The 19,818-nt window shown below is 73.5% G+C and carries 23 protein-coding genes; 13 read left to right on the plus strand and 10 right to left on the minus strand.

Annotation, left to right across the window (positions count from 1 at the left end; genetic code table 11):
- Positions 1-2: 2 nt before the first annotated feature.
- Entirely contained in the window at positions 3-563 is a 561-nt protein-coding gene (locus MVA48_RS11310) for a TIGR04222 domain-containing membrane protein (protein WP_246988858.1), read from the minus strand.
- A 131-nt stretch (positions 564-694) separates the two neighbouring features.
- Here MVA48_RS11310 and MVA48_RS11315 point away from each other — a divergent pair, with 131 nt between their 5' ends.
- A complete protein-coding gene (locus MVA48_RS11315; protein ID WP_246988860.1) occupies positions 695-1,921 on the plus strand; it encodes an MFS transporter in 1,227 nt (408 codons plus the stop codon).
- Here the strand turns inward: MVA48_RS11315 and MVA48_RS11320 are convergent.
- Both MVA48_RS11320 and MVA48_RS11325 read right to left on the minus strand, forming a co-directional pair.
- Positions 1,909-2,121, minus strand: coding sequence for a hypothetical protein (locus tag MVA48_RS11320; protein ID WP_246988862.1), 213 nt, complete (start codon positions 2,119-2,121; stop codon positions 1,909-1,911). The two genes, MVA48_RS11315 and MVA48_RS11320, sit on opposite strands and share 13 nt — an antisense overlap.
- Positions 2,118-2,696 carry a gamma carbonic anhydrase family protein gene (locus MVA48_RS11325; protein ID WP_246988864.1) on the minus strand — a complete coding sequence of 193 codons (579 nt, stop codon included), beginning with the start codon at positions 2,694-2,696 and terminating at the stop codon, positions 2,118-2,120. Before MVA48_RS11325 ends, MVA48_RS11320 begins: the two co-directional genes overlap by 4 nt.
- Positions 2,697-2,905: 209 nt before the next feature.
- On the opposite strand from MVA48_RS11325, the gene MVA48_RS11330 reads away from it, so the two are divergent.
- Both MVA48_RS11330 and MVA48_RS11335 read left to right on the plus strand, forming a co-directional pair.
- Positions 2,906-3,547 carry a PilZ domain-containing protein gene (locus tag MVA48_RS11330; protein WP_246988866.1) on the plus strand — a complete coding sequence of 214 codons (642 nt, stop codon included), beginning with the start codon at positions 2,906-2,908 and terminating at the stop codon, positions 3,545-3,547.
- Positions 3,548-3,608: 61 nt separating this feature from the next.
- Positions 3,609-5,069 (plus strand): protein adenylyltransferase SelO, encoded by a 1,461-nt coding sequence (locus tag MVA48_RS11335; RefSeq protein WP_246988868.1) that lies wholly within the window; start codon positions 3,609-3,611, stop codon positions 5,067-5,069.
- Positions 5,070-5,073: 4 nt separating this feature from the next.
- Here the strand turns inward: MVA48_RS11335 and MVA48_RS11340 are convergent, their stop codons facing one another.
- Complete coding sequence (locus MVA48_RS11340; protein WP_246988870.1) at positions 5,074-5,487, minus strand: CBS domain-containing protein; 414 nt, start codon at positions 5,485-5,487, stop codon at positions 5,074-5,076.
- 182 nt (positions 5,488-5,669) lie between these two features.
- Between MVA48_RS11340 and MVA48_RS11345 the strand changes: the two genes are divergently transcribed.
- The 5 genes from MVA48_RS11345 (at position 5,670) to MVA48_RS11365 (ending at position 9,183) form a co-directional block, all read left to right on the plus strand.
- On the plus strand, positions 5,670-6,224 hold the full coding sequence (locus tag MVA48_RS11345; RefSeq protein WP_441300208.1) for an inorganic diphosphatase: 555 nt from the start codon (positions 5,670-5,672) through the stop codon (positions 6,222-6,224).
- Complete coding sequence (locus MVA48_RS11350) at positions 6,221-6,427, plus strand: hypothetical protein (protein WP_246988872.1); 207 nt, start codon at positions 6,221-6,223, stop codon at positions 6,425-6,427. Before MVA48_RS11345 ends, MVA48_RS11350 begins: the two co-directional genes overlap by 4 nt.
- 84 nt (positions 6,428-6,511) lie before the next feature.
- Positions 6,512-7,102 carry a carboxymuconolactone decarboxylase family protein gene (locus MVA48_RS11355; protein WP_246988874.1) on the plus strand — a complete coding sequence of 197 codons (591 nt, stop codon included), beginning with the start codon at positions 6,512-6,514 and terminating at the stop codon, positions 7,100-7,102.
- Complete coding sequence (locus MVA48_RS11360; RefSeq protein ID WP_246988876.1) at positions 7,099-7,968, plus strand: RNA polymerase sigma-70 factor; 870 nt, start codon at positions 7,099-7,101, stop codon at positions 7,966-7,968. The genes MVA48_RS11355 and MVA48_RS11360 overlap by 4 nt, the downstream gene beginning before the upstream one ends.
- A gap of 30 nt (positions 7,969-7,998) precedes the next feature.
- Entirely contained in the window at positions 7,999-9,183 is a 1,185-nt protein-coding gene (locus MVA48_RS11365; RefSeq protein ID WP_246988878.1) for an NAD(P)/FAD-dependent oxidoreductase, read from the plus strand.
- 7 nt (positions 9,184-9,190) lie between these two features.
- Here the strand turns inward: MVA48_RS11365 and MVA48_RS11370 are convergent, their stop codons facing one another.
- On the minus strand, positions 9,191-9,625 hold the full coding sequence (locus MVA48_RS11370; RefSeq protein WP_246988880.1) for a hypothetical protein: 435 nt from the start codon (positions 9,623-9,625) through the stop codon (positions 9,191-9,193).
- A gap of 158 nt (positions 9,626-9,783) precedes the next feature.
- On the opposite strand from MVA48_RS11370, the gene MVA48_RS11375 reads away from it, so the two are divergent.
- Entirely contained in the window at positions 9,784-10,641 is an 858-nt protein-coding gene (locus MVA48_RS11375; protein ID WP_246988881.1) for a hypothetical protein, read from the plus strand.
- Positions 10,642-10,659: 18 nt separating this feature from the next.
- On the opposite strand, the gene ychF is transcribed toward MVA48_RS11375, so the two are convergent.
- The 5 genes from ychF to MVA48_RS11400 are packed head-to-tail and all read right to left on the minus strand — an operon-like array spanning position 10,660 to position 15,389.
- On the minus strand, positions 10,660-11,733 hold the full coding sequence (gene ychF / locus MVA48_RS11380) for a redox-regulated ATPase YchF (RefSeq protein WP_246988883.1): 1,074 nt from the start codon (positions 11,731-11,733) through the stop codon (positions 10,660-10,662).
- Positions 11,734-11,777: 44 nt separating this feature from the next.
- Entirely contained in the window at positions 11,778-12,410 is a 633-nt protein-coding gene (locus MVA48_RS11385; protein ID WP_246988885.1) for a response regulator, read from the minus strand.
- Positions 12,407-13,654, minus strand: a complete 1,248-nt coding sequence (locus MVA48_RS11390; RefSeq protein ID WP_246988887.1) for a sensor histidine kinase — start codon at positions 13,652-13,654, stop codon at positions 12,407-12,409. Before MVA48_RS11390 ends, MVA48_RS11385 begins: the two co-directional genes overlap by 4 nt.
- Positions 13,651-14,472 (minus strand): ABC transporter permease, encoded by an 822-nt coding sequence (locus tag MVA48_RS11395; protein ID WP_246988889.1) that lies wholly within the window; start codon positions 14,470-14,472, stop codon positions 13,651-13,653. Before MVA48_RS11395 ends, MVA48_RS11390 begins: the two co-directional genes overlap by 4 nt.
- Positions 14,469-15,389 carry an ABC transporter ATP-binding protein gene (locus MVA48_RS11400; protein ID WP_246988891.1) on the minus strand — a complete coding sequence of 307 codons (921 nt, stop codon included), beginning with the start codon at positions 15,387-15,389 and terminating at the stop codon, positions 14,469-14,471. The genes MVA48_RS11395 and MVA48_RS11400 overlap by 4 nt, the downstream gene beginning before the upstream one ends.
- 417 nt (positions 15,390-15,806) lie before the next feature.
- On the opposite strand from MVA48_RS11400, the gene MVA48_RS11405 reads away from it, so the two are divergent.
- The 4 genes from MVA48_RS11405 to MVA48_RS11420 all read left to right on the plus strand — a co-directional run bounded on the left by MVA48_RS11405 (position 15,807) and on the right by MVA48_RS11420 (position 19,816).
- Positions 15,807-16,583 carry a TetR/AcrR family transcriptional regulator gene (locus MVA48_RS11405; RefSeq protein ID WP_246988893.1) on the plus strand — a complete coding sequence of 259 codons (777 nt, stop codon included), beginning with the start codon at positions 15,807-15,809 and terminating at the stop codon, positions 16,581-16,583.
- 110 nt (positions 16,584-16,693) lie between these two features.
- A complete protein-coding gene (locus MVA48_RS11410; RefSeq protein WP_246988895.1) occupies positions 16,694-18,175 on the plus strand; it encodes an AlkA N-terminal domain-containing protein in 1,482 nt (493 codons plus the stop codon).
- Complete coding sequence (locus MVA48_RS11415; protein ID WP_246988897.1) at positions 18,175-18,699, plus strand: methylated-DNA--[protein]-cysteine S-methyltransferase; 525 nt, start codon at positions 18,175-18,177, stop codon at positions 18,697-18,699. The genes MVA48_RS11410 and MVA48_RS11415 overlap by 1 nt, the downstream gene beginning before the upstream one ends.
- A gap of 40 nt (positions 18,700-18,739) precedes the next feature.
- Positions 18,740-19,816, plus strand: coding sequence for a DNA recombination protein RmuC (locus tag MVA48_RS11420; RefSeq protein WP_246988899.1), 1,077 nt, complete (start codon positions 18,740-18,742; stop codon positions 19,814-19,816).
- The last annotated feature ends 2 nt before the right edge of the window (positions 19,817-19,818 follow it).

Below are 19,818 nucleotides of genomic sequence, written 5' to 3' on the forward strand. Positions count from 1 at the left end.
ACCTAGAACACCGGGCCGATGAAGTTCCCGGCGTGGATACGCGCCCTGTCGGAGTCGACGGGCTCGCGCCGGGTGAACGACCAGTGTGACGGCGGGCGCTCGGCGAGGGCCGCGGGCAGACCGGCCGGAACCCGGACCAGCCCGTGCAGTGCGACCTCAGCCGTGGCGACGCTGCCGGGCCGAGCGTCGGCATGCTCTCGCAGCGCGCGCAGGGCTCGGCGGCCGGCCCGGGTCAGGGGCGAGCGCACCGCCGAGGCGAGCCGTCCTCGCCGGAGGAGCCCGGCGCGAACCAGCCGCTCCTCGACCGCGTCCAGCCGGGGGTCCTCGCGCACGAGGAAGACGACGGTCTCGATGCCCCGATGCCCGCGGGTGCCGAGGGCGTCGAGCACGGCCGTCTCGACCGGATGCGTGGCGCCACCGCCGACGGCCTGCAGGTCCGCGGTCGGATCGGTCACCTTCACGCGCCCGCTCCCGACCAGGGCGGCCACGGCGGTCTGCGACGCGCGACGCCGGCCGCCGGCCAGCCACGCCATGTCGTAGAGGTCGAGATGCGGTGTGGTCACGTCGCGGCCCTCCGTCGTCCAACAGGGGCGGTCGTACGGTCCCATGGCGTCCGGCCGCGGAGCAAGGCTCCGGACGGGCCGCACTCACCGTCCGGCAGGCCCGGTCGGAGCGCGTGCGAGGATTCCGCTCCGTGCGGTTCCTCGGGCGGGGTGAGCTCCCGCGCGAGGTGGGCGTGCTCGCCGTCATCGCGTTCGTGGTCGCCCTGGGCTTCGGTGTCGTCGCGCCGGCGATCCCGCTGTTCGCCCGCGACTTCGGCGTGGGGACGACCGCCGTCGGCCTGGCCGTCAGCGCCTTCGCGTTCTTCCGGTTCGTCTCGGCCTTCAGCGGCGGCACGCTCGTCGAGCGGTTCGGTGAGCGGCTCGTGCTCACCGCCGGACTGCTGATCGTCGCGCTCACCACCGGGGCGGCCGGGCTGGCGGGGAACTTCCCGCTGTTCCTCGCCCTGCGGGCGGCCGGCGGGGTGGGCAGCGCGATGTTCACGGTGTCGGCGCTGTCGTTGCTCCTGCGCGTCGCGCCGCCGTCGCACCGGGGACGGGCCGCGGCGACCTGGCAGGGCGGCTTCATCCTCGGCGGCATCGCCGGCCCGGCCGCCGGTGGCCTGCTCGCGGAACTGTCGCCGCGACTGCCGTTCTTCCTCTACGCCGGCTTCCTCGTCGTGGCCGGAGCGGTCGCCGTCGCGATGCTGCGGACGGCGCCGACGGCGGTCGATCCGGGTGGGTCACCGGTGCAGACGGGTCCCGACCTCGACGCCGGCCCGGTGGCGCTGCGCACCGCCCTGCGCTCGCGGGTGTACATCGCGGCCCTGGTGGCCAACCTCGGCGTCGGGTGGGTGCTCTTCGGCGTCCGCAACTCGCTCGTCCCGCTCTACGTGACCGAGGAGCTCGGCCGCACCGTCGCCTGGGCCGGCGCCGGGCTGCTCGTCGGTTCCCTCGCCCAGGCCGTCGGTCTGCTGCGGTCGGGCCGGCTCGTCGACACCTGGGGACGACGCCCGTCGCTGATCCTCGGGTCGTCGATCGCCACCGGCTCCCTGGCCCTGCTCGTGCTGCCGCCCGCGATCGGTGCCTTCCTGGTCTCCATGGCGCTGTTCGGCCTGGCCGCGTCCCTGCTGGGCAGCGCACCGGCCGCGCTCGTCGGGGACATCAGCCCGGCCCGGGGCGGCCGGGTCGTGGCGGTGTTCCAGATGGCGGCCGACCTCGGCGCCGTCGCCGGCCCGCTGATCGCCGGCTGGCTGACCGACGTCGCGTCGTACCAGGTGGCGTTCGCGGCGACCGCCGCCGTCCTCGGCGTCGGCCTGCTCACCGCGCTGGCCCTGCCACCGGAGAAGCGCTCCGCGAGCCGGCCGACTCAGTCCTCCTGAGCGGCCCGTCGCTCGGCGCCGGTCTCCTCCGCGTAGCCGACGTCCTGCCCGGAGACCCGCCCGACGAACGTGCCCGAGTCGCCGGTGCCCGTCGTGCTCCCGGCGTCCGGCTCGTCGCTGGGACCGCCGCCGGTCGCCCGGGACAGCGCCTGGCCGTCGTCGGGGTCGACGTCGTCCTCGTGCGGTCGGGGGCCGCTCACGGCGCGCCGTCGTCGAAGTAGGTGCCGGCGGGTGGCAGCGGGGTGCGGATGACCGGGCGCACCCGGCGCGCCGCGGGCAGCCGCCTCGTGTAGCTCTCGGCGTTGCGACGGATGTGCTCGAGGTCCTCGTCGGTCGCCTGGCGCACGACCTTGGCCGGCACACCGGCGACCACCGAACCGGGTGGCACCGTCGTGTTCGGGGTGACGACCGCGCCGGCGGCGACGATCGACCCGGTGCCGATGTGTGCCCCGTTCATCACCACGCTGCCCATGCCGACGAGGACGTCGTCGTCGACGCGTGCTCCGTGCAGCACGACGCGGTGCCCGACCGTCACGCCGCGGCCGACCAGGAGTGGGAAGCCGGGGTCGGAGTGCAGGATGCAGCCGTCCTGGACGTTGGTGTCGGGGCCGATGACGATCACCTCCTCGTCGGCGCGGACCACGACGCCGTACCAGACGCTGGCCCGAGCATCGAGCGTCACGGCGCCCACCACCACCGCGGTCGGGGCGACGAACGCCTCCTCGTCGATCTTCGGTGCGCCGAACTGCAGCTGCGCGATGTAGTTGTCCGCCATCCCACGCCTTCCGGTCTCGCCGTGCCGTCGTCGCTGAGTCTGGCCGATCGCGGTCCCTTCGAGGAGGGGTTCGCCGCCGTTCCTTCCCCCCGGAATGAGGACGACCTCGTTGTTTCGACTCCAGTGATGGAGCCGATCTGCCGAAGCCTCCGGTGGACGGCAAGGGCGCCGGCCGCCCGGTTCCATCCCCCAGCGCGGAGGCGCGTGCCGTGAACGACGAGATCGACCAGCACCTCGACCGGCCCGAGGAGAGCGGCTTCGCCGACGTCACGCTCGTGACGCGCGGCGTCACCGTGACCGCGTCGGTGGAGCTGTCGGAGACCTCCGTGGTCATCGTGCGGCCGCAGGGCGACCAGTCCGCCTGCGGTCTCCAGCCCGGGGAGACAGTAGAGCTGTACTGGGTCGGCGGGCACGAGGAGCGCACTCTCCCGGGCACGCTCACCTCGCTCGAGGGTGGCGCCGAGCCGCGGTGGCAGATCGCGGTCAAGGGGCAGGCCGAGCGCAGCCAGCGACGCAAGGCGGTGCGGGCGCGGGTCGCCGTCCCGGTGATCGTTCCCTGGGCGGGCTCGCAGATGACGGGCACGACCGTCGACCTCAGCGAGGGCGGGATGCGCGCGCTGATGGACGGCTGGGGTCTGCCTCCGGAGCCCGGCACTCCGACGCAGCTGAGCATCGAGATCGACGACGATCTCCTGCACCTGCAGGGCGAGTTCGTCTGGACCGCCGACCGGGGCGGCCAGCAGTGGCTGCTGGCGATGAAGTTCCTGGACGTCCCCGAGAGGGCGGGCGACATCATCCGCCGGCGGGTCTTCCAGGCTCTGCGCGACGAGCGGGCCGCCACCGCCGGTTAGGTCTCCCGCGCAAGGTTGGCGGCGCGGGCCGGAAACGCCGGGCCCTCGTACCCTGGATGAGGTGACCGTCGCGCCGCCCAGGACCGTGCTCGACAACCGCTTCGCCCGCGAGCTGCCGGAGCTGGCCCTTCCATGGCGGGCCGAGGAGGCGCCCCGCCCCCGGCTGCTCGTGCTCAACGACGCGCTGGCGACCGAGCTGGGGCTCGACCCCGCGTGGCTGCGCAGCGACGACGGCGTCGGCCTGCTGGTGGGCACCGCGGTGCCCGGCGGCGCGACTCCAGTCGCCCAGGCGTACGCCGGACACCAGTTCGGCGGCTACTCACCCCGGCTCGGCGACGGCCGCGCGCTGCTGCTGGGCGAGCTCGTCGACACCGGCGGCCGGCTGCGGGACCTGCACCTGAAGGGCTCCGGCCGCACCCCGTTCGCCCGGGGAGGCGACGGCCTGGCCGCCGTCGGGCCGATGCTGCGCGAGTACGTCATCAGCGAGGCGATGCACGCCCTCGGCATCCCGACCACCCGGTCGCTGGCCGTGGTGGCGACCGGCCGCGAGGTGCGGCGGGAGACGCTGCTGCCCGGCGCCGTCCTCGCCCGGGTGGCGAGCAGCCACCTGCGGGTCGGCAGCTTCCAGTACGCCCGCGCCACCGACGACGTCGAGCTGCTGCGCCGGCTCGCCGACCACGCGATCGCCCGGCACCACCCGGCGGCGGCCGACGCCGACCACCCGTACCTGGCGCTGTTCGAGGCGGTCGTCGCCGCCCAGGCGGAGCTCGTCGCGCGGTGGATGCTCGTGGGTTTCGTGCACGGCGTGATGAACACCGACAACATGACCATCTCGGGCGAGACGATCGACTACGGCCCCTGCGCGTTCATGGAGGCGTTCGATCCGGCGACCGTCTACAGCTCGATCGACTCCGGCGGCCGGTACGCCTACGGCAATCAGCCGCTCGCGGCGGAGTGGAACCTCGCCCGGCTGGCCGAGGCCCTGCTCCCGTTGATCGACGAGGAGCAGGAGCGGGCCGTCGAGCTCGCGGTCGCCTCCCTCGGCACCTTCCGGCCGCGGTACAACGCCGCGTGGCTGGCCGGCATGCGTGCCAAGCTCGGCCTGCCCGACGGCCTCGACGAGGCGGTGGCCGGGCCCCTGTTCGAGGAACTCCAGGAGCTGCTGCACAAGGACCACGTCGACCACACGTCGTTCTTCCGCACGCTCGGTGCGGCCGCCAGGGGCGACGCCGAGCCCACGCGGCTGCTGTTCCTCGATCTCGCGGCGATCGACGACTGGCTGGCCCGCTGGCGGGCGATCGGCCCGGACGCCGACGCGATGGACCGGGTCAACCCGATCTACATCCCGCGCAACCACCTGGTCGAGGAGGCCCTGGACGCGGCGACCGCCGGCGACCTCCAGCCGCTGGAGAAGCTGCTGGAGGTCGTGTCCGCCCCCTTCGACGAACGGCCCGGGCTGGAGCGGTACGCCGCGCCCGCGCCGCAGGACTTCGGCGTCTACCGGACCTTCTGCGGCACCTGACCGGTCAGCTGGAGATGGCCTCGACCAGATCGCCGACCTTCTCCTCGGGCAGGTTCCGTGCCACGTCGCCCTGGCTGACGATGCCGATCAGGTCGTGGCCGTCGATGACGGGCAGCCGCCGGACCTTGTACTGCGTCATCGTGCGGAGGATCTCCTCCACCGGGTCGTCGGCGCCGATGGTCACCGGCTTGCCCTCGGCGAAGTCCCCGGCCTTCGCCGACGACGGATCCCCACCTTCGGCGAGGCACTTCACGACGATGTCGCGGTCGGTCAGCATCCCCTTGAGGCGGTTGTCCTCACCGCAGATGGGCAGCGACCCGACGTCCAGGTCGCGCATCTTTCGGGCTGCATCCAGCAAGCTCTCGTTCTCGCCGACGCACTCGGCGCCGCCGGTCATGATGTCGCGCGCTGAAGCCATGGCACCCTCCCGTGAACCGGCCCTGGCCCGGGCCGTCCGGGCAGGTCTCGCCGGTGCTCTCGACAGTGCTCCGACCGGCTGACCCGCGCAACCGAAGCGGTCGTCGGTGCTCCCGCTTGACGCGTCCCCCGGCGCGGGCGAGGGTTCCCCGCCAGGAAGGTCACCTTCTCCGACGAAGGGCCGTGCTCGTGGACGTCGACGTGATCGTCGAGATCCCCAAGGGATCGCGGAACAAGTACGAGTACGACCTCGAGCTCGACCGGATCCGCCTGGACCGGATGCTGTTCACCGCGACCGGCTATCCGAGCGACTACGGGTTCGTGCCCGAGACCCTCGCCGAGGACGGCGACCCGATCGACGCGCTCGTGCTGCTGACCGAGCCGACGTTCCCGGGCTGCCTCGTGCGCGCGCGGGTGATCGGCGTGTTCTGGATGCACGACACGAAGGGCCCGGACGCCAAGCTGCTGTGCGCCTCCGCGGACGATCCCCGGTTCTCGCACCTGCGCGAGCTCGGCGACGTGCCCTTCCACCAGGTCAGCGAGATCTGGCACTTCTTCCAGATCTACGAGGCGCTCGAGCCGGACAAGTCCGCCGAGACCCGCACCTGGGAGAACAGGAAGGACGCCGAACGGGTCCTGGAGGACGCCCGCCGCCGGTTCGCCGAGCAGCAGTCGGCGCGGGATGTTCGATCGCGCGTCACCCCGGCGACATCTGGAGATCCCACCCTGTCGACATGACGGCCAGCCTGTTCGCGACCGGAACGTCCGTGCCGACGGTCGCCCGAGGTCTTCGCGCCGTCGCGCACGCGGTCGCCCGGCCGGTCGTCGACGGGCTCGACGCGTCGGTCTGCGGCGTGCTCGTCACCGCGGCCGCGGGTCGGGACTGGCCGTCGGCCTCCGACGGCGAGCGGTGCGAGGAGTGCGCCCGCATCGCCGGATAGCTCCCCGTTCCTCCTCACGAGGTGTCACATCCCGTCCGCGGCCGGTGTCTCCATGTCGACGAGACCACTCACCGAGGAGGAGACATGTCGAGCACCCGCATCCCGGCCACCGAGATCACCGGCATCTACGGGGGTCTGCTCAAGCTGTTCAGCCGGAAGATGTTCGGCCAGGTGCCCGAGGGCGCCGGCGTCATGTGGCACTACCCCGCCGTCCTCAAGGACTCCATGGCATTCGGCCGCAAGGTCGACGCGTGGAACCGGCTGGACCCGAACCTGGCGTCCTTCGCCTCCATGGCGGCGGCCGGCGCGATCGGCTGCAGCTTCTGCCTGGACCTGCACTACTTCCTCACGCACAACCGGGGCCTGGACGAGGGCAAGGCCCGGGAGGTGCCGCGCTGGCGCGAGTCCGCCGTCTTCACGCCGTTGGAACGACGGGTCATGGAGTACGCGGAGGCGATGTCCCGGACACCCGTTGCCGTGACCGACGCGATGTCCGCCGCGCTGCTCGCCGAGCTCGGGGCGCCGGCCATGGTCGAACTGACTGCCAGGATCGGCTTCATGAACTCCAGTGCGCGCGGGAACGTCGCGCTCGGCATCCGCTCGCAGGAGTTCGCCGCGTCCTGCGGCCTGCCGCCGCTGGCGGCCCGGACGGCGGACGGCGTCCCCGCGGCATGACCGGCGACCCCTTCACGGCTCACCGCAGCCTGCTGTTCACCGTCGCCTACGAGCTGCTCGGCTCGGCCGCCGACGCCGACGACGTCGTCCAGGAGGCGTGGCTGCGGTGGGCGGGGGCCGATCGGGCAGAGGTGCGCGACCCGAGGGCCTACCTGGTGCGCATCGTCACCCGTCAGGCGCTCAACCGGCTGCGCACCCTGTCCCGGCGCCGCGAGGACTACGTCGGCGAGTGGCTGCCCGAGCCGCTGCTGACCAGCCCCGACGTCGCCGAGGACGTCGAGCTGGCCGAGAGCGTGTCGATCGCGATGCTGACGGTGCTCGAGACCCTCTCGCCGACCGAGCGCGCGGTGCTGGTGCTGCACGAGGTGTTCGACGTGCCGTTCGACGAGATCGCCGAGGCCGTGGGCAAGTCGAGCGCCGCGGTGCGGCAGATCGCCCATCGCGCCCGGCAGCACGTGGCGGCGCGCCGTCCGCGGATGACGGTGAGCCAGGCCGAGCAGCAGCGGGTCGTGGACCGGTTCCTCGCCGCCGTGACGGCAGGCGACGTCCTGGGTCTCATGGAGGTGCTCGCGCCCGACGTCGTGGTGGTCGCCGACAGCGGCGGCCTGGCACCGGCGGCCAGGCGGCCGGTCGCGGGTCGGGAGAAGGTCGCTCGGGCACTCGCCAAGTTCGCGGCGTTCGCACCGGGCCTGGAGATCACCACACCGTTGGTCAACGGGACCGTGGGCGCGCGTATCGACGCGGGCGGGGAGTTCGACACCGCGCTCACGTTCGTCGTCGAGGACGGCCGCATCAGCCGCATGTACGCGATGCGCAACCCGCACAAGTTGGGCAGGCTCGACACGGTGGCCGATCTACGGCGGTGACGGAGTCCGCGGGCCTTCCCGGGAGCGGACGTGGATGAGACGCAGGTGCTCGTCGTCGGTGGTGGCAATGCCGGCATCTCGCTGGCGGCCCGGTTGCTGCGCGGGGGCGCCGACGGCGTCACGGTCGTGGCCCCGCAACCCCTGCACCGGTACAAGCCGCTGCTCAACTACGTCGGCGGTGGCGAGGCGACGATGGCGGACCTGGAGCGTCCGACGGCCGGCATCGTCCCCGACGGGTGCCGCTGGGTCCGCGACAGCGTCGAGGCGGTCGACGCGGACGCCATGACCGTCCGCACGCGCGGTGGGCAGACGCTGCACTGCTCCACCCTCGTGCTGTGCCCGGGTCTGGTGGAGGACTGGGACGCCACCCCGGGGCTCCAGCCGGCCTACGCGGACGGGTGGGTCGCCTCCACCTACGTCCCGGGCAGCGCGCCGCAGGTGTGGCCGAGGCTGACGTCGCTGCGCTCGGGCTCCGTGGTGTTCACCGTGCCGCCGGAGCCGGCGTCGTGCGGCCCGACCGCGCTCAAGCCGCTGTTCATGGCGTGCGACCACTGGCGGCGGACCGGCGCGCTGGCCGACCTGCGGGTCCGCCTCCTGCTGCCGGCACGGCACCCGACCGACGTCCGCGAGGCCGACGAGATCCTCGACCGCGCCTTCGCCGACTACGGGATCGAGGTGCTGCGCGAAACCCGCATCGCCGACGTGGACTGGGCATCGCACGCGATCACGGTCACCTCCCCCGCCGGCCGGCAGGTGCTCGAGGACGTCGACTTCGCGCACGCCGTGCCGCACTACCGGGCGCCGAGCTGGATCGCCGACGCGGGCCTGGCCGCCGACCCGACGCCCGGGCTGGTGGACGTCGACCCCACCACCCTGCGCTCGCGCCGGCACGGGGCCATCTGGTCGATCGGCGACGCGGCGGCCCTGGCGACCCGGCCCTCGGGCGGCGCTCTCCGACGCCAGGTCGAGATCCTCGTCCAGAACATGGCCGCAGCGCGGGACGGGAAGCCGCTGCAGCGGTACGACGGCTACACCGTCATGCCGATCACCGTGAGCCGGCGGAAGCTGCTGCTCGCCGAGGTCGACCGTGACAGCCGCCCCACCCCGTCGGTGCCGTTCCTCGATCCGATGAAGCCACGCCGCGCGACCTGGTTCGCCGACCGCTACCTGCTCCCCCGGACCTACTGGCGGCGGATCCTGCGCGGGAAGCTGTGAGCCCGGCTCAGCCCTGACCGTCGTCGAACCGGTCGAGCCGCTTGCGGAGCAGGTCGTCGAGGTCGAACACCTCGCCGTCGCCGGCGCCCTTGCCGACGACGAGCGGCGGCGGGGTCGGGTCGACGTGGACGGTGCGCCATCGGCCGAACCGCACCGGAGGCACGTTGAGCACGTAGAAGCTGCCGTCCTCGCCGATGCCGACCGAGCGGTTGCGCTTCAGGTACCACCCGACGATGCCGGTCCGGTAGCGACCGGTCCCGGACCACGGGCGAGCCGTCAGCTCCTCCGTCGGTAGCCCGGCCTGCTTCGCCTGCTCGACGAACCGGTCGATGAGCACCTGGGCCTTGTCCGACTCCTCCTGCTCCCGCCGGCGCTGAGCCTGCACGTGGTACGCGGCGCGCTCGGACTGCTCAGCCCGGCGCCGCGCGGCGTCCTCGACCATCACCGACCTCCGTCTCGTGGATCGAGGATGCCCCGCCTCGGACGCAGCCATCCCTCAGGGCGACATCCCGTGCTCTACCGCGAACAGGGGATCCCATCGTTGTAGCGTGCACCGCCCGGTGCCGGTTTCGGCAGTGGCCTGCCCGACTGCGAGGTGCCGTGCCCGTCCTCCCCTCACTGCGTTCGGCTCGATGGATCCGGGTGCTGGCGATCCTCGCCGTCCTCGCCGTGGGCGGAGGGCTCGTGAGCCTCACCGCTCCGGCGACGGAGGCGCGTGCGGCGGCACCGACCTGGGCGCTGGCTGCCGGCGCGACGCTGCAGCCGGGTCAGTTCCTCACGTCACCCTCGGGTCTCTGGCGGCTGGTCATGCAGACCGACGGCAACCTGGTCCTCTTCAGCTGCGGGACAGGTGCGACGAACTGCACGAACCCCTACTGGAGCCTCGGGACCTCCGGTCAGCCCGGCAATCGCCTCACCCTGCAGCGCGACGGGAACCTGGTCCTCTACTCCCCGACCGGCCGGGTCGCGTGGGCGACCATGACCAACGGCACCGGCAGCACCAACGTGTTCCAGGTGCAGGACGACGCGAACCTGGTCGTCTACAGCGGCAAGCGACCGGTCTGGTCCACGGGCACGCCATCCACCTACGCGCACGTCTCAGGTCGCGCCGTGGGGGATCTGACGTCGCAGAACGGCCGGTACACGTTCGGCACCCCGGGGAACTCCATGCACGTCTGGGACCGCAACGTGCCCATCTGGGGCGTCAACTGCCCGAACGACGGACGGGTCGACTGCGACTCGATCGCCGGCCAGTTGGTCCTGCAGACCGACGGCAATCTGGTCTGGTACCAGCCCGGCAGGAACGGCGGCCGGGTGGCCGTGTGGAACTCCGGCACCCAGGGGACCGGGCGCACGACCTACCTCCAGCTGCAGAACGACGGCAACCTCGTTCTCCTCGATCTGTGGCGCCGGCCGCTGTGGAGCTCCAAGACCGGGTTGATCCGGCGGGTGCGCTGACGGCCGCCCACGGCGCCGTCACACGTTGAAGCGGAACTCCACGACGTCGCCGTCCTGCATGACGTAGTCCTTGCCCTCCATGCGGACCCAGCCCCTGGCCTTGGCCTCGTTCATCGAGCCGGCCTCGACGAGCTGGTCGAAGGAGACGATCTCGGCCTTGATGAAGCCGCGCTGGAAGTCGGTGTGGATGACCCCGGCGGCCTGTGGCGCGGTGGCGCCGATCGGGATGGTCCAGGCGCGGGCCTCCTTCGGGCCGGCCGTGAGGTAGGTCTGCAGGCCCAGCGTCGCGAACCCGACGCGGGCGAGCTGGTCCAGGCCCGGTTCCTCCTGGCCGATGCCGGCCAGGAGTTCGGCGGCCTCCTCGGCGGGCAGTTCCGCGAGCTCGGACTCGATCTTGGCGTCCATGAGGATCGCCTCGGCCGGTGCGACCAGAGCGCGCAGCTCGGCGATCAGCTCCTCGTTGCCGAGCTCCTCCTCGTCGACGTTGAAGACGTAGAGAAAGGGCTTGGTGGTCATCAGCCCGAGTTCGCGCAGCGGCGCCGGGTCGACGCCGGCCGCGAAGAGCGTGCGGCCCTCGTCCAGGACCTTCTGCGCCTCGACGGCGGCCTTGTGCAGGTCCGCCTTGTCCTTGTCCTTGCGCATCTCCTTCTCCAGCCGCGGGATGGCCTTCTCCAGCGTCTGGAGGTCCGCGAGCAGGAGCTCGGTGTTGATCGTCTCGATGTCGTCGGCCGGGCTGACCTTGCCGTCGACGTGCACGACGTCGGGGTCGGTGAACACGCGGATGACCTGGCAGATCGCGTCGCTCTCCCGGATGTTCGCGAGGAACTTGTTGCCCAGCCCCGCGCCCTCGGAGGCGCCGCGCACGATGCCGGCGATGTCCACGAACGACACCGTCGCCGGGATGATCTTCTGCGAGCCGAACAGCTCGGCCAGCTTGTCGAGCCGCGGGTCGGGCACGCCCACCACGCCGACGTTGGGCTCGATCGTCGCGAACGGGTAGTTCGCCGCCAGCACGTCGTTCTTGGTCAGGGCGTTGAAGAGGGTCGACTTGCCGACGTTGGGCAGGCCGACGATCCCGATGGTGAGGCTCACGGGAGTTCAGGTTACGTGGGGCGGGATCGGCGTCCGCGCGCTCGCTAGGAGCCCGGTCGCGGGAGCAGGCCCCGCTCCACCGCGACCATCACCGCCCGCGTCCGGTCGTCGACGCCGAGCTTCGCGAACACCCGCAGCAGGTGCGTCTTCACCGTCGCCTCGCCGATGAACAGCTCCCGCCCGATCTCGGCGTTCGTCAGCCCCCGCGAGACCCCGCTCAGCACCTCGAGCTCACGAGCCGTGGGTGCCTCGACCGCAGGCGCCCTCATCCGTGAGACCAGCCGCGCGGCGACCGGCGGGGCCAGCACCGTCTCGCCCCTCGCCGCCGCCCGCACCGCGTCGGCCAGCTGCGGCAGCGGGGTGTCCTTGAGCAGGTAACCGGTCGCGCCGGCCTCCACCGCGCGCACGATGTCGGCGTCGGTGTCGTACGTGGTCAGCACCAGCACCCGGACGTCGGGGTGCGCGGCCGCGATGCGCTCGGTCGCCGCCACGCCGTCCATGCGGGGCATCCGCAGGTCCATGAGGACGACGTCCGGCGCGTGCTCCGCCACCGCGGTGAGCGCCTCCAGCCCGTCGCCGGCCTCCCCCACCACGTCGATGTCCGGCTGCGCGGCGAGCCAGCCGACGACGCCGCCGCGCACCACCGGGTGGTCGTCGACCACGAGCACACGGATCACCGGGCCGGCACCCGCACCGTCACCCGCGTCCCCTCACCCGGTGCCGAGACGACGTCCACGGTGCCCCCGACCTCCTCGGCACGGTCGCGCAGCCCGGCCAGGCCGACACCGACGGCGTCCTCGGGATCGAACCCCACGCCGTCGTCCTCCACGTGCACCGACACCTGCCGCGACTGCCCCGTCCCGACGCTGCTGATCCGCAGCACCACCGCCGTGGCCGACGCGTGCCGGCGCACGTTGGCCAGCGCCTCCTGCGCCCCGCGCAGCAGCACGACCTCCTCGCTGCGGCTCAGCTCGGCGCGGCCCAGGGCAGCGGTGTCCAGCCGCGTGGCCAGGCCGGTCTCCCGCCCGAACCGCTCGACCAGCCGCTCCAGCGCCTCGACGAGGGTGGCCGAGTCCAGCGCCAGCGGCGAGAACGCGGCCACCATCGCCCGCGCCTCGGCGAGATTCTCGCGGGCGACCTCCTCGATCAGGGCCAGCCGCTCGGCGACGCCGTCCGCACCGGGTGGCAGCCCCGCAGCCGCGGTCTGCGCGAGGACGACGATGCTCGTGTAGCCCTGCGCCAGGGTGTCGTGCACCTCGCGCGCCAGCCGCTCCCGCTCGGCCGCCATGCCCTGCGCGTGGTGCAGCCGGGCCAGCTCGACCCGGGTGCGCTCCAATTCGCGGATCAGCAGCGCCCGCTCCTTGCTCTGCTCCAGCACCCGGCTGATCCAGATGCCCATCGCGATGCTGAACGCGAGGCCGACCAGCGTCTGCCCCGGCCCGGACAGCGGCTCGTTCCCGCGCGTCCACTCGATGCCCGGCCCCAGCGTCGAGGCCAGTGCCAGCGCGAGCGTCCAGACGATGCCGCGCCGCAGCGACTCGACGAGGAACCACACGTGCGTGTAGCCGATGAACAGCAGGAACAGCAGCGCCGGCTCCTCCCACGCCAGGATGCCGAAGACGACCACGAGGACGGCGAGGTACGCCTGTGCCCGCCGCTGGTCCCGCGACGTCAGCGCCGGTGCCCCGAGGAAGGCGTAGGCCACCGCCAGCGCGGCGAGTGCCGACAGCAGGAGCGGCTTCGACCCCGCCAGCGGCGCCAGCACGATCGTCGCCACGGCGATGGCCAGGAGCGCCACGAAGACCAGGTGCAGGCCGACGATCGTGACCCGCCAGGCCCGCGGCGACAGCGGCAGGCCGCCGTCGGCCTCCTCCTCGCAGGAAGGGTCGACGGCGGGCGGCCGGCCCGGGTCCGAGGTCATCCGTCGGCCCGACGCCAGCGGAAGGTCCGCACGCACACCACGGCACCGATGATCACCCATGCGGCAAGCACCAGGGCGGTCCGGCCGTGCTCCCAGCTGCCGGCGATCTCGAACGCCCCCGCCTGCTCGGGGAGGAACGCCGACCGCATGCCCTGCGTCATCCACTTGAGCGGGAACAGGGCGGCAGCCTGCTGCATCCACCCCGGCAGCTCCAGGAAGCCGAAGAAGACACCGGAGAAGAACTGCAGCACGATCGCGAAGGCGGAGATGCCGGTCGTGACCGAGGACGCGCTACCCCGGAGTGCAGACACCGCGACACCCAGGACCGTGCCCGCCAGCGCTCCGAGGACGGCCACCCAGGCGAAGGTCAGCCAGCGCTGGGCGTCGGCCGGCATCGGGACGTCGTAGGCGTGGTGGGCGAGCGGCAGCAGCAGCGCGAGCTGCGCCGCCGTGGTCACCAGCACCTGCCCGGCCTTGCCCGCGAAGTAGGCGACCGGCGGGGTGCCGAGCAACTGCAGCCGTTCCAGCTGGCCGTTCTCCCGCTCGGCGGCGATCGAGGTGCCGATCGCCTGGAAGCTGGTCAGCATGATGCCGGTCGCCGCGATCCCGGCCAGGAAGTAGTGCGTGAAGGGAACTGCCCCCGGCCGCTCGTCACCGCCCAGGACCGCCGCGAAGATGACCAGCATGATCACCGGGTAGGCGAAGGAGAACACCACCTGCTGGCGCTCCCGGAAGAACAGTTTCAGCTCCAGCCCCACCCGGGCCAGCGCAATGCGGGCGGCCGACGGCGGTGCGGCGGGCGTGCGGACGGCGGTCATCGGGGGTCTCCCTCGGTCTGGCCGGGAACGGTGGTGTGCGCGCCGACGAGTTCGAGGTAGACGTCCTCGAGGCTGGGGCGGGTGGCGGTCAGGCCGGGCACGTCCCCGGCGACGGCGAGCAGGTCGCGCAGCACGGAAGCGGGCGACTCGGTGCGCACCTGGCGCGGGACGCCGTCCTCCAGCCAGTGGACCGTGGCCTGCCGCCGGATGGCCGCGCCGAGCTCGCCCGGCGGGGCGACCTCGACCAGCCGGCCCTCGGCGACGACGCCGACCCGGTCGGCGAGCTCGGCGGCCTCGTCCAGGTAGTGGGTGGTCAGCAGCACGGTCGTGCCGTCGGCGCGCAGCCCGCGGATCAGCTCCCAGAACTGCCGGCGGGCGACCGGGTCCATGCCCGTGGTCGGCTCGTCGAGGAAGACCAGTTCCGGCCGGCCCTGCACGCCCAGGGCCACCGCGAGCCGTCGCCGCTGGCCGCCGGAGAGCCTGCCGACCCGGGTGCCGATCTTCTCGCCGAGCCCGACGGCGGCGACCAGCTCCGCGGTCGGCCGCGGCGTCGCGTGGTAGACCGCGAAGTGGTCGAGAACCTCGCGGACGCTGAGCTCCTGTGCCCGGCCCTCGGTCTGGCTGACGACGCCGATGCGCGCCCGCCAGTCCCGACCGGCGCGCGCCGGGTCCTCACCCAGGACACGGACGTCGCCGCCGTCCCGCTTGCGGATCCCCTCCAGGATCTCGATGGTGGTCGTCTTGCCGGCGCCGTTGGGCCCCAGCAGGGCGAAGACCTCGCCCCGGTGCACGTCGAGGTCGAGGCCGTCGACGACGGCCCGCCCCGCGTAGCGCTTGAGCAGCCCGCGGATGCGGACAGCCGGTTCCGTCGGTGTCGGCGTCCCCGCGGGGCGGGGTGCGGCCTGTGTCGTCGTCATGCCACGAATCTGCTGCGCTCGAGCGGCCGACGGGACCGCCGAACCGCTGGTCCGCCGTCCACCTGTCGGTGGACGGCGGACGGCGGGCAGTCAGCGGGACAGGCCGGCCACCGCCGGACGCTCGGCACCACGAACAGCACCGTGAGCACGACCGGCCCGACGACGGCGACCGCGTCGCGCCACCTCGACAGTGCCGTCGTCCGGGCCGAGCAGCGCGCAGACCGCACCGCGCCCGACCCGCAGGTCCACCCCGTCCAGCGCCGGCGTCTCCCCCTACCTCTCGATGAGTCCGACGACCGGTGCGGCACTCGCGGCCAGCCGCCCCCCGTACGCTGTACGGAGTTACAGCGACCGACAACGTACGCCGTACGGAGGTCGTTCGCCGGCGGCTGCCGAGACATGCGCGAGAGTGAGGACATGGCCACCGAGTTCACCGGCACCGGCGATCCCGCGCGGAGCATGGCGCTGCTCTGGCGCAGGCAGGCGGCCGGCGGCACGCGCCCAGGACCGCGGGCCTCCCTGGACGTCGACCGCATCGTCGACGCCGCCGTCCGCCTGGCCGACCGGGAGGGGCTGGCCGCGCTGTCGATGCGCCGGGTCGCCGCCGGGCTGGGGGTGGGGGCCATGAGCCTGTACACGCACGTGCCCGGCAAGGGCGAGCTCGTGGACCTGATGCTCGACACGGTGCTCGGCGAGCTCTACCCCGACGAGGCGGTCGTCACCTCCGGCGGCTGGCGGATCCGGCTGCGGACCGTGGCCCACGTGAACCGGGACCTGTTCCTCCGGCACCCCTGGGCGCGGCACGTGGCCACCGGCCGCCCGCCACTGGGCCCCGGACTGATGCGCAAGTACGAGCTGGAGCTGCGCGCCGTGGACGGGCTCGGCCTGTCCGAGGTGCAGATGGACCTGCTGGTCACCCTGGTCAACGGGTTCGTCCGCGGCACGGTCGGCGGGGTGCAGCAGAGGGCCGACCACGAACGGGCCACCGGCATCACCGAGGACCAGTGGTGGGCGGCCACCGGGCCGTACCTGGCCGAGGTGTTCGACCCCGAGCGCTACCCGACGGCCGCGCGGGTCGCCCCGGTCGCCGGGGAGGAACTCCCGGCCGCGTACGACCCGCAGCGCTCCTTCGAGTTCGGGCTCGACCGGCTGCTCGACGGCATCGGCGTGCTGATCCTGGACGCGTCGCGCTGATCGGTGGGCTCGCACGGCGATTCCGCCAGTCGCACGGCGATTCCGCCACTCGCACGGCGACGTCCGAAAACCGCCAGTGGCTGTCGTCCTCCGCTGGCATGCTCGTCGCCATGAGCCAGGTGCTGGACCACGAGCGCTGCTACCGGGCCGTCGCCGGGCGCGACGCCCGGTTCGACGGCTGGTTCTTCACCGCCGTCCGGACGACGGGCATCTACTGCCGCCCGTCGTGTCCGGCACGCACCCCACTGGCGCGCAACGTCTCCTTCTTCACCACCGCGGCCGCCGCCCAGGGCGCCGGATACCGGGCGTGCCGCCGGTGCCGTCCGGACGCCGTCCCCGGGTCGCCGGAGTGGGACGTCCGCGCCGATGTCGTCGCCCGCGCCATGCGACTGATCGCCGACGGCGAGGTGGAGCGCTCCGGCGTGCCCGGGCTGGCCGCGCATCTGGGCTACTCGGAGCGCCAGCTACACCGCCTGCTGGTCGGCGAGCTGGGCGTGGGGCCGCTGGCCCTCGCCCGCGCCCAGCGGGCCCAGACGGCGCGGCTGCTCATCGAGACCACGGACCTGCCCATGGCCGATGTCGCCTTCGCCGCCGGCTTCGCGAGCATCCGACAGTTCAACGACACCGTCCGCGAGGTGTTCGCCTCGACCCCGAGCGACCTGCGGAGGTCGAAGCCGGCGACGAGCAACGGCTCCCCCGGCTGGCTGACCGTCCGGCTGGCCGCGCGGGCGCCGTACGAGGCCGCCGAGGTGTTGCTGTTCCTCGGCGCGCACGCCGTGCCCGGCCTCGAGGAGTGGGACGGGACGACGTTCTCCCGCGTCCTCGACCTGCCCCACGGCCCCGCGGTGGTCCGGCTCTCCCCCGCCCCGGACGGCGGACCGGCCGTCACCGCCCGGCTGCGGCTGGCCGAACTGCGCGATCTCGGGGCCGCCGTCACCCGGTGCCGCCGGATGCTCGACCTCGACGCCGACCCGACGGCCGTGGACGACGTGCTGGGCGCCGACCCGGCGCTGGCCCCGCTCGTCGCGGCCGCGCCCGGCCGCCGGGTGCCGGCCTCGCCCGACGCCGAGGAGCTCGCGGTGCGGGCGGTGCTCGGCCAGCAGGTCTCGGTGGTCGGCGCCCGCACGCTGACCGCCCGGCTGCTGAGCGCGGGCACCCCTCTCCCCGAGCCGGTCGGCACCCTCACCCACGCGTTCCCCCGCGCGGCCGCCCTGGCCGAGGGCGACCTGTCGGCGGTCGGATTGACCGGAGCTCGGCGGCGGACGGTGCACGCGCTGACCGCCGCCCTCGCGGCCGGGGAGATCGCCCTGGACCCGGGTGCCGACCGCGACGAGGCGGGTCGGGCGCTGCTCGCCGTCCCGGGCATCGGTCCCTGGACAGCGGCGCTCGTCGCCCTGCGGGGCCTGGCCGATCCCGACGTCTGGCTGCCCGGCGACCTGGCGCTGCGCCGATCGCTGGCGGTGCTCGGCAGCAGCGATGCCGACGCCGCGACCCGCTGGCGTCCGTGGCGTTCCTACGCCGTCCTGCACCTGTGGGCCCTCGCCGTGCCCTCCCTCTTCACCCGTACCTCCCAGCTGCCGAGGAGCGCCTGATGAGCGTCCGCCACGCCACCGTGTCCACCCCGCCGGGACCGTTCACCGTCGTCGTCACGAGCGACCCCGACGGTCGCGACGTCGTCCTCGCCGGCGGCTGGACCGCCGACCTCGACCAGCTCCTCCCGGTGGTCCATCCGACCCTCCGCCCGGTGCGCAGCGAGCGGGTCGAGGACCTGCCCGTCCTCGACGTGGTCGAGAAGTTCTTCGCCGGCGACGTGACCGGGATCGACGACGTGCCGGTGCTCCAGCGCTCGGGCCCGTTCCTGACCCGGGCCTGGGAGGTGCTGCGCACCGTGCCCGCGGGGCAACCGGACACCTACGCCGCGTTCGCCGCCCGGTGCGGCCGCCCGGCGGCCGTGCGGGCCGCGGCCAACGCCTGCGCCCGCAACGCGGCGGCACTGTTCGTCCCCTGCCACCGCGTCCTCGGCTCCGACGGCGGGCTCGGCGGGTTCCGCTGGGGGACGCCGGTCAAGCGCTGGCTGCTCGACCACGAGGCGGAGCACGCCGCCGTTCCTGCCTGATCCGCGAAACTGTCGGACCCGTCCGGCAGGGTCTGCGGCCATGGATGCCGCTTCCCTGATCTCCGGTCTCCTCCTCGGCGCGCTGCTGGCCACGGCGGTGACGCTCGGCGTCGTCGCGCTGCTCGCCAGGCGCCGGCCGGACGACGCCGGGCTCGAGCCCGTGCACGAGTCACTGGACCATCTGCACCGGCTGCTCGCCGGCATGGAGCGCGCCCGGGCCACCGCGCACGGCGAGCTGCGCGAGCAGATGGGCACGGTGGGCACGACCTCCGCACAGTTGAAGCAGGAGACGGCCGCCCTGGTCACCGCGCTGCGCACCCCGCACGTCCGCGGGCGCTGGGGCGAGGTGCAGCTGCGCCGGGTGGTCGAGGTGGCCGGGCTGGTCGAGCACTGCGACTTCGTCGAGCAGCCGGGCGGCACCAATGACGAGGGCGCCGGCGTGCGGCCCGACCTCGTGGTCACCCTCGCCGACGGCCGGCAGGTGATCGTCGACGCCAAGGTGCCCTTCACCGGCTACATCGAGGCGGTGCAGGCCGAGGACGTCGCCGTGCGCGCCCAGCGGGTCGCCGCCCACGCCCGGCAGTTGCGCACCCACATCGACGCCCTGGCCGCGCGCCGGTACCCCACCGCCTTCCGCCCGGCCGCGCCGTTCACCGTGCTCTTCGTCCCGTCCGACGGGTTCCTCACCACGGCGCTGGAGGCCGAGCCCGGACTGCTCGAGCACGGCTTCGCCAAGGACGTCGTCGTGGCGACCCCGAGCACGCTGCTCGCCCTCCTGCGCACCGTCGCCTACTCGTGGCGTCAGGAACGTCTGGCGCGCGACGCCGACCAGGTGCTGGAGGTGGGCCGCCGGCTGCACGCCCGGCTGAGCACACTGTCCGGTCACCTGACCCGCCTGGGCTCGGCTCTGGGCACCACGATGACCCGGTTCAACGAGACGGTCGGCTCCTACGAGCGGTCCGTGCTCACCGCCGCCCGCCGGTTCGACGACCTCGGCATCGCCGGGAGCCCGGTGCCCGAACCCGAGCCGATCGAGGCGACGATCCGCACGCTGCGCCCGGCCGAGCCCGCCTTCGACGACGAGGCGACCGATGCCCGGGACGGGACGAACGGCTAGCG

This window comes from Blastococcus sp. PRF04-17 (assembly GCF_023016265.1).
Taxonomy (GTDB): Bacteria; Actinomycetota; Actinomycetes; order Mycobacteriales; family Geodermatophilaceae; genus Blastococcus_B.